The sequence below is a fragment of the Endozoicomonas sp. SESOKO1 genome, from assembly GCF_024606265.1.
Taxonomy (GTDB): Bacteria; Pseudomonadota; Gammaproteobacteria; order Pseudomonadales; family Endozoicomonadaceae; genus Endozoicomonas.
The window spans coordinates 1-9,354 of the sequence record NZ_JAHHPP010000324.1 but is presented as its reverse complement, the minus strand read 5'-3'; the positions used below and the strand labels follow the sequence as shown (position 1 = coordinate 9,354).

Below are 9,354 nucleotides of genomic sequence, written 5' to 3'. Positions count from 1 at the left end.
TATGACGGTCAGAAAGACAGATCAGCACCTTGCCGGACTGCACTGCTTTTTCCGCCTGGTCACAGATATTCAACACCGCCTGTTCAAGACCGATGGACGGATCGTAAATCAGGTTAATGGTTTCTGTCTCAAAGGACTTATGCTGATGACGAACACTCATCAGGTCCAGGAACTTCGCTGTGGACAGGATTGGCGACTTCAGAATCACCCGGGCAGCGTGTTCCGGTGTTTCTTCAAACAGGTTCAACTCACGACCCAGGCAGGTTTCCAGGGACATGACGATCGCTTCACGCAGCGGGTCAATGGGCGGGTTGGTCACCTGGGCAAACTGCTGACGGAAGTAGTCATAGACCGTCCGGGTTCTGGCAGAGAGCACGGCCATCGGAGTATCGTCACCCATGGAACCAACCGCTTCCTGACCAGACTCAACCAGCGGGCGGACCACCTGATCACGTTCCTCAAAGGTGACCATAAACATCTTCTGATAGACGTTCAGCTGCTCAGGAGACAGGTGGTCAACCTGGTAATCATCTTCACTGAAGTGTGAGCGGATACGATAGGCGTTCTGCTTCAGCCACTTTTTGTAGGGCTGACGGACTTTCAGTTTGTCATCGATATCATGGGCCTGGTGCAGTTCGCCAGTCTCGGTATCAATCGCCAGGACTTCTCCCGGCCCAACCCGGCCTTTGGCAACCACATCTTCAGGCTTGTAGCCATGTACACCCACCTCTGAAGCCACGGTCAGGTAACCGTTCCTGGTAATAACCCAGCGTGACGGGCGCAAGCCGTTACGATCCAGGGCACAGACGGCATTGCGGCCATCAGTGATAACCAGGCCTGCAGGACCGTCCCACGGCTCCATATGCATGGAACTGTATTCATAGAATGCCCTGAGATCCGGATCCATGGTGTCCACATTCTGCCATGCGGGCGGAACCAGCATTCGAATGGCTCGGTAAAGATCCACACCACCAGTGACCAGCACCTCCATCATGTTATCCAGACTGGATGAGTCAGAGCCGGTGCGGTTCACCAGGGGGGAAATATCATCAAGCGTCGGCAGTAATGGCGACTGGAACTTCTGACGACGGGCTTCTGCCCAGTTACGGTTACCGGTGATGGTGTTGATTTCACCGTTGTGAGCCAGCATACGGAAGGGCTGGGCCAGCTGCCAGCGCGGCATGGTGTTGGTAGAAAAGCGCTGATGGAATACACAGATCGCCGTTTCAAAGCGGCTGTCGCCCAGGTCCGGATAAAACGTCGGCAGGTCCACCGGCATCATCAGACCTTTATAGGTGATGACCCTGGGCGACAGGGAGCAAATATAATAATCCGGGTCTTCCGCCATCACCATATTGGTATAACGGCGAGCCATGTAGAGCCGGGCATTGAACGCTTTCTCTTCAAGCTCACCTTCGGGGGTAACAAAGATCTGCTCAATACCTGGCAGAAGGTCTTTTGCGATGGGCCCCAGGCAATCGACATTAACAGGAACCTGGCGCCAGCCAACAACATTGAGCCTTTGCTTTTGCAACTCGTTCTCAAGTGTTTTTCTGCCTTTCTCTGCCCGGGCTTTATCGGTATTGAGAAAGACCATACCCACGGCATATTGCCCGGGTAGCTCGCAGCCAAACTTTTCTTGCGCAACGGTTCGAAAAAAAGTATCCGGTGTTTGAATCAGAAGACCACAACCGTCGCCTGTTTTACCATCGGCAGCAATACCACCGCGATGTGTCATACAGGTCAGTGCTTCAATCGCCGTTTTCAGAAGGTGGTGACTTTTCTTACCTTCCATCTGGGCAATTAGCCCAAAACCACAGTTATCCCGAAACTCCCCGGGATTATACAGACCTGCTTTCATAGGCACTTTCTCTACCAACCTCATCAACCCATTATTTTTCTGGCTCGTCTCGCCTTAAATAAAAGTCATCCCGACTTTCCCCCTTCCAACTTCAAGCAGGCCCCCTCTCCACCTTTTTAAGCAGGCCCCTCTACGGAAGGCTTGATGTTCTACTTCAGAATCAGGTGGATTCCACGTTTTTTAAAAATTCGGATGCTCCGCTGGCACACTGTATCTGTGGAGCCATAACTATTTTGCAGTCGGCAGGCTAGTGGCAAGCGAACTCCCGCACCGAAATTTTATGCAACTTAAGTGCATAAAACTGAATCTGGCTTATGACCATCCTGACACGCAAAACGGCACGCTATTTTACACGGCTGTCACTGCAATCACAAACAACCCTTATCAATAACAGTAAAAACCACAGCAAAACATAGACATATCGAACCTTTTCAGTGAACTCACACAGCTGCGAACAGTCAGTATCAACATAAAGAGAGCTGGAGAGAACGCTTCAGCCGTTGAGCCAACCATTGAAAAAGTATTCAGCAACAGAACCACTCAAGGCTGGCCATTAAATGTTGATGACTAAAACTGTCCGACACCACAGCATGACCAACGGAGTCCAGAAGCACCAGCCGCAATTGGCCATCCAGCACTTTTTTATCCACTGCCATCAGCTCAAGAAAGCGATCCGGGGTGATACCAGAAGGTGGCATGACCGGCAGGCTGACACGCTCAAGCAAATATACCAGCTCATCGACCTCTTCTCTGGATATATTGCCTTCCCGACAGGAAAGATCAGCCGCCATCACCATACCAGCAGCAACCGCTTCACCGTGCAACCAGTCGCCATAACCGGTATGGGTTTCTATTGCATGGCCAAAGGTGTGTCCAAGATTGAGAATGGCACGAATACCGGACTCTTTCTCATCTGCCTCAACCACTCTGGCTTTGTCCCGGCAGGATTGATGGATTGCGTAGGAAAGTGCTTCCGGGTCACGGTCCATTAAACGTCCAATGTTTTCCAGCAACCACTGATAAAACGGTTTATCGCAAATCAAACCATATTTGATGACTTCCGCCAGCCCTGCTGAAAGCTCCCGGTCTGGTAGAGTGCCCAGTGTCGCCGTATCAATAATGACGACATTGGGCTGATAAAATGCACCGATCATGTTTTTACCCAGGGCATGGTTGACCCCGGTTTTCCCACCCACTGAAGAGTCAACCTGGGAGAGCAGTGTCGTCGGGACCTGGATAAAATCCACACCCCGCTGATAGCAGGCTGCAGCAAAACCGGTCATATCACCAATCACACCGCCACCCAGTGCCAGCAATGTTGTTTTGCGTGTATGCCGTTCCTCTAGCAGCTGATCGAAAATAAGGTTGAGAGTTTCGAGGTTTTTGTACTTTTCACCATCCGGCAAGGTGATTACCGACAAGTCATACGTTGCCAGCGTGCGCTTAATGAGACCCAGGTAGAAAGGAGCAACCGTCTCGTTGGTGACAATCGCAACACGTTTGCCTTTGATGTACGGCTGGAAATAATCAGGGGTTGAAAAAAGATCGGAGCCGATAAAAATGGGATAACTTCTATCTCCCAGATCGACGTTGAGTTCCAGCATGGATGATGACTCCTTCACTGTTTTTCCAGGCCAACCGATTGAATAATTTTTTTAATGATCTGACGGGGCGACAGGGTGGCAGTGTCCAGGACAAGGTCGGCGATGGACCGGTACAATGGGTCACGTTCTTCCAGCAGCCGACTCAGAAATGCCTCACGGTCTGGCCGTTGCAGCAGTGGCCGACGCTTGTCTTTTTCCGTTCTCTGCAGTTGTATTGATACCGGGGTACGCAAATAAACCACAAAACCATTGGTGCTCAGTTGTCGCCTGTTCTCCGATCGGCCAACAGCCCCCCCACCGGTTGCCATGACCACGCTTTTCTTGTGGCAAATCTCTTCGATGACCTGGCTCTCCCGGTCCCGGAACCCCTGCTCACCTTCAACATCGAAAATCCAGGGAATATCCGCGCCACTGCGCTCCTCAATGACATGATCCGAGTCAAGAAAGGGGCAGGCCAGCTCTTTTGCCAGCATCCTGCCAATGGTACTTTTGCCTGCCCCCATGGGCCCAATAAGATAGATGTTTGTTAATGGCATGCGCTTTGCCAGCCTGACTTCCTGCCTGTTTGCAGCGAGCGTAGCGCATCGCAAGCGGTTATGACAACAAAAAAACGGGAGCAGTTGCTCCCGTTTTTGTCAGTTATTTGGTGGTGGTTGTGTCTGCGGTAACACCCGCCGCCTGGTTCCCACGGGCCTCCGTGAGAATGCGTAATGACTTGTACGGTTTGGGCAGTGCTAGCTGATACTCTGCGGTATGCGTTCCCACGCGGAGCGTGGGAACGAGGTGAGGTAAAGGAACGTTAACGCAATGAAACTCCTTCAGTAATGATTTTTGGCGTTATGAAAACCATCAGCTCATCTTTTTTATCTGTATTACTTGTTGATCTGAATAAGGCTCCAACAAAAGGTATATCTCCAAGTACTGGGACCTTTGACACATTATTATTGGCAGTAGTTTTAAACACACCACCTAATACAATAGTCTGGCCATCGTCAACAAGAACCTGAGTTTTAATCTCGTTTTTCGTGATGATTGGGATTTTACTCTGGGTATCTACTTCCCCTTTCTCATCATTGTTGATCTTTATATCCATAATTACTCGCCCATCTGGAGTAATCTGAGGAGTTACCTCTAGGCCAAGAACCGCATCTTTAAACGATACAGAAGTGGCTCCACTCGAAGTTTTTTCTTGATAAGGAATTTCCGTACCCGATTTTATTATCGCAGTCTTTTTATCTGCAGTTATAACCTTTGGTTGTGAAATAACTTCTCCACCCCCGTCACTCAACAGTGCGGACAGCTCCAATTTCAATAAAGTGCCAGTTCCTGTAGAAAAACCCAAATTGATAGCACTTCCAGAACCGCCTAGTGTAAAGTCAGTAAATAACTCCCGACCATCTCCAGATCTGCTTTTATCCTCGCTGTTACCTGTCCAATTGATGCCAAGCTCTTTATTAAGTGTTGAATTCAACGTCACAATCCGCGCCTCAATCATCACCTGACGAACAGGAATATCCAACTGATCAATCAGGTCACGCAATTCATCCAGCTTGGCTTGGGTATCCTTGATCAACAGACTGTTGGTTCTCGAAACCACCTGAACCGAACCCCTTTCTGTCAACAGGCTGGCACCTTCTGCACCCTGCAGAACCTTTGCAACTTCTTCAGCATCGGCATAATTAATCTGCACCAGATCGGTATAAACCGGGGCCAGCTCCCGAATCTGTTTTTCGTTCTCCAGCTGCTCCCGTTCACGGGCGGCAATTTCCGCCGCCGGAGCTACGGTGAGAACATTGCCTTCCAGACGCTTATCAAGCCCTTTGGCCTTAAGCACAATATCAAGCGCCTGATCCCAGGGCACATTCTGCAGCCGCAGGGTGACATTACCCCCAACCGTATCCGATGCCACTAGGTTAAGATCGGTAAAATCAGCGATCAACTGAAGAACAGCCCGGACTTCGATATCCTGAAAGTTCAACGACAGTTTGTCACCCTTATAAGAAAGCCCTGCCTTTCTTCTGCTGCGATCCTTAGGCTCTGGAGCCTTGACGCTGACCGTTAACAGATTGTCCGTCTGATAGGCCAGGTACTCAAACTCTCCCCTGGGCTCAATAATAATAACGCTGTTACCATCCTCAATGGCAGCATCAATAAACTTGACCGGCGTAGCGAAGTCGGCAACATCCAGGCGATTTCTCAAATTCTGTGGCAATATATCGCCCTGGAACTCCAGGCGGATACGCCCCCCCTGTTCATTCATATCCATCGGAATTCTGGCATCGGACAGGGCGATGACGACCTCTCCCTCACCATCATCACCCCGCTGGAAATCAATATCTGTGATGCCTTTAATCACTTCAGCTGCCTGACTGGATGACTGGCTCTCCCGGGCTGTCTCCCTCTGAACGGCAGTGGTGCTGTTATCCTCACCAAGATAAATACTGAGCGTCCTGCCATCAGACTGGCTGCTAAAGCGGGTAGGCTGCTGAAGATTAATGACCAGACGGGTTCTGTCACCAGCTTCAAGTACGGTCATACTCTTGGCATTATTAAAACCAATCTCATTGTACTTGGGGAGTTCACTGCGGGTAAAAGGCAGGTCTATGGAAATCCGGGGGGGCTTCTCAATACTGTAGCCGTGAGCAACTGGTGCCTCGCCATCAAAGGTCAAACGCAGCTCAACCATCTCACCCGGCAATGCAGCTGCATCCATATTTTTCAGGGTGACACCCCACACGGAAATAGGCAACATGGCCAGCAGCGTGTACAGAAGCCCTCGGACAGCCCTGGCCTGCAACAGGGGACTATTATTCATCTAACGCACCTATTTCAGAATTAGAATTGTTTTTTTGATCGGCATCTTTTTTAAATAATCCAGCCCATCACGCTAATTTGGCCTAAAACCATATCCTTTCAGACTGCGAAGCATTCCACAGATAAAAACATGCGGCCCATGCCTGAACAACAATCCAATAAATCAATCAAATAAATCAATCAAAACAGCCAGAAACATACTGTCAGCCGAAAAGGGCATAACAGCATGATCCTTACTGAAAAGATGATGATTAATTCACAATAAAGGTAACAAAATCACTGACTATTCAAATTAACGCGAAGAACTCTTGGCCGCTCAATCCAATACCTTGGACCCGCAGGAACAACCTCGGTTACACGCAGCTCCTGGTCATCAATGTAAGTAATACGACCATGGTTACGCCCCAGGTAATCACCCACGCGGACCCGGTGAACGCCATCAGACCCACGTACCAGCCCCCAGAACCCTTCGTCATTACTGATAGAGCCTACCAAACGGAACGAATCCATTTCAAACTGCTCCAGATACTGTTTAACACGGTCTGGGTCTGGCTGGATGTTGCTGTTGAGCTGCTCCGTCGTCAGCTCAATTTTCACCGGCTGTTTAAAAGGACTCCGCATGGCAGACGCCTGATAAGTAAAAGCCTCATAAGGCCTGAACTTGGGCAACGGCTCAATATTACCTGTAGGACGGGCTTTCATCTCTGCCATATAGTTATCAATATCTTGATACCCCCGGCTGCCGCCATCCGAACATCCTGCAAGAATCAGCGCAGCACCCGCAACAATTCCCAGTTGAAGCAGCTTCATCATAGCCCCCCTTGATCATTGTAGCGGTAAGTTTTTGCCAGGATACTCATGGTTAACTGACCATTCTTGCCCGGGCGAATCTCAAAATCATGCAAAGTAACGATTCGCGAAAGACTGGCGACACCACTGACGAAGTTACCCAGGTCATGGTATGTACCCGTCACGCCAATGCTAATTGGCAGCTCAATATAAAAGTGGCTGACATTTTCATCCTGAAGTTTGATTTCCTCGATCTGCAGACCTGCCCCACGCCCGGTAAAGGTAATGTCCTCCAGCAGCCCGGGAACCTCTGTATCACTGGGCAGCTGTTTCACCAGCGCACCAAAAGAGTTTTCCATTTCCGCCATCTGTTCGCGGTAGGCTCTCAGGTTTGCCGACTGGAACGCCCTGATTCGATACTGCTCTCGTAAATCCTGTTCTTTACTGGCAGCAACTTGATAGCGATCCTGCAAACTGGTCAGGTGAAACTGATAACCAAACCCCATGATCAAAACCAGAGTCAGAATACAGACAAAGACCCTGCCCCCCATTGGCCAGGAGCCGATGTTATCAAAATCAATGTCATTCAAATCAAGCTCATTCAGCTTTTGTAACGAATCTGCAAGGCTCATAATCCCCCCTTGGACTGAGTGGGATTGATCTGCTTAACCGTAAGATCAAACTCATTCCAGCGCTGACTGTTTGCCGATACTTTCCTGACCGCAGTCAGATTTGGTTCAGTAAACCATTCTGAGGTGTCGAAGTTTCTCATCAAGGCAGAGATACGGTTATTGGACTCAGCAACCCCGACAAGCGTCAGGCGATTTCCCTCCAGCGTTATCTGCTTGAAATAAACCCCCTCAGGAATCACACGTGCAACCTGATCAAATATACGAACAATCACAGGGCGGTTTCCCTGCAGGTTCTGAATGACCTGCATCCTCTCAAGCAGCTGCTCTTTCTTGGTTCTCAGGTCCTTGATTTCACTGATCCGCTGATTAAGCAGCGTAATCTCATTCTGCAGATATTGGTTGCGGCTATGCTGATGACTGACGTTATGGCTGATGTAAAGATCACCAATAAAGACCAGGCCAATGCCAACCAACACCGTTAGCCCCCAGATGGCAATGAAACGCTGCTTCCGTTCTTTTCTCAGCCCTTCTCGCCAAGGTAAAAGGTTAATTCTTGCCATCAGTCGAAACTCCTCATGGCAAGTCCGCAGGCAATCATCAGCGATGGTGCCTTACTGGCCAGTTGGTCCGTGTCCACTCTCCCAGCCATGGACATTCCGGCAAAAGGATTTGCCAGTCTGGTCGTGACCCCCAGTTTATCCTGAATCATTTCTGCCATACCTGAGATTGATGCTGAACCGCCTACCAGCGCAATAACATCTACATCGTTAAATTGGCTCGACGAATAAAAGAATTGCAGTGAGCGCGACACCTGCTGAACCACCGTTTCCCGGAATGGTTCCAGGACTTCAGGTTCATAATCATCAGGCAGCCTTCCCTTACGCTTGGCTTTCTCGGCTTCTTCAGGGGTGAGCCCATAACGGCGCTGAATCTCATCAGTCAACTGCCGTCCACCAAATAACTGCTCGCGGGTGTATACAGTTTTACCCCGACTGATCACATTCAGTGTGGTTTTCGTGGCACCAATATCGACGACAGCAAGCACCGGATCCTGATCTGGCAGGTCAAGCTGGTCTTCAATTAATTCGCATGCCCGCTCCATGGCAAAAGCTTCTACATCAATAACCCTGGCAGTCAATCCCCCAAGCCGAAGTGCCTCCTCGCGCATTTCAACATTGTCACGACGACAGGCTGCCAGCAAAACTTCAACCCGCTCGGGATTTTTCTCGTTCAGGCCCTGGACTTCAAAGTCGATGGCCACTTCATCCATGGCATAGGGGATATACTGGTCTGCCTCAACAGTAATCTGGGTTTCCATCTCATCTTCACTGAGGGAAGCATCCATATCGATGGTTTTGGTAATAACGGCAGATCCTGACACAGCAACAGCTGCGTTTTTCAGGCCAGTTCTGGATTGGGAGATAGCCCTTGCGATGGCTTCGCCAATAATATCAACGTCATGAATATTATTTTCGACAACGGCTCCCGGCGGAAGGGGTTCAACACCGAAAGCTTCGACTCTATAACCGCTGCCTCTTAGTCCTAGCTCAAGGACTTTAACGGATGTCGAGCTTATATCTACCCCTAAAACGACATTTGATTTTTTCTTCAGCAGCCCAAACACTGGTGCAATCCTTGATTATTAGTTATAAAA

Annotated in this window: 8 protein-coding genes; all 8 read right to left on the bottom strand. The window is 49.6% G+C overall.

The genetic code is table 11. The features are described 5' to 3' along the window. Nucleotides 1-1,861 (bottom strand): glutamate synthase central domain-containing protein (locus tag KDK13_RS14845; protein ID WP_306671148.1); only part of this gene is annotated, 1,861 nt, incomplete at its 3' end. Between the two features lie 524 nt (nucleotides 1,862-2,385). After that, the gene (aroB, locus tag KDK13_RS14840) at nucleotides 2,386-3,465 is read right to left on the bottom strand and encodes a 3-dehydroquinate synthase (RefSeq protein ID WP_257285753.1); all 1,080 of its coding nucleotides are present in this window, start codon (nucleotides 3,463-3,465) and stop codon (nucleotides 2,386-2,388) included. A gap of 14 nt (nucleotides 3,466-3,479) precedes the next feature. Further along, nucleotides 3,480-4,001, bottom strand: a complete 522-nt coding sequence (aroK, locus tag KDK13_RS14835) for a shikimate kinase AroK (protein WP_257285752.1) — start codon at nucleotides 3,999-4,001, stop codon at nucleotides 3,480-3,482. A gap of 263 nt (nucleotides 4,002-4,264) precedes the next feature. Further along, nucleotides 4,265-6,280, bottom strand: a complete 2,016-nt coding sequence (locus KDK13_RS14830; protein WP_257285751.1) for a type IV pilus secretin PilQ — start codon at nucleotides 6,278-6,280, stop codon at nucleotides 4,265-4,267. 275 nt (nucleotides 6,281-6,555) lie between these two features. Continuing rightward, nucleotides 6,556-7,092: a pilus assembly protein PilP gene (locus tag KDK13_RS14825; RefSeq protein ID WP_257285750.1), complete on the bottom strand. Its 537-nt coding sequence runs from the start codon at nucleotides 7,090-7,092 to the stop codon at nucleotides 6,556-6,558. Continuing rightward, nucleotides 7,089-7,700 (bottom strand): type 4a pilus biogenesis protein PilO, encoded by a 612-nt coding sequence (locus KDK13_RS14820; RefSeq protein ID WP_257285749.1) that lies wholly within the window; start codon nucleotides 7,698-7,700, stop codon nucleotides 7,089-7,091. Before KDK13_RS14820 ends, KDK13_RS14825 begins: the two co-directional genes overlap by 4 nt. After that, complete coding sequence (locus KDK13_RS14815) at nucleotides 7,697-8,260, bottom strand: PilN domain-containing protein (protein WP_257285748.1); 564 nt, start codon at nucleotides 8,258-8,260, stop codon at nucleotides 7,697-7,699. The genes KDK13_RS14820 and KDK13_RS14815 overlap by 4 nt, the downstream gene beginning before the upstream one ends. Beyond that, a complete protein-coding gene (locus KDK13_RS14810; RefSeq protein ID WP_257285747.1) occupies nucleotides 8,260-9,324 on the bottom strand; it encodes a pilus assembly protein PilM in 1,065 nt (354 codons plus the stop codon). The genes KDK13_RS14815 and KDK13_RS14810 overlap by 1 nt, the downstream gene beginning before the upstream one ends. Nucleotides 9,325-9,354: the final 30 nt, after the last annotated feature.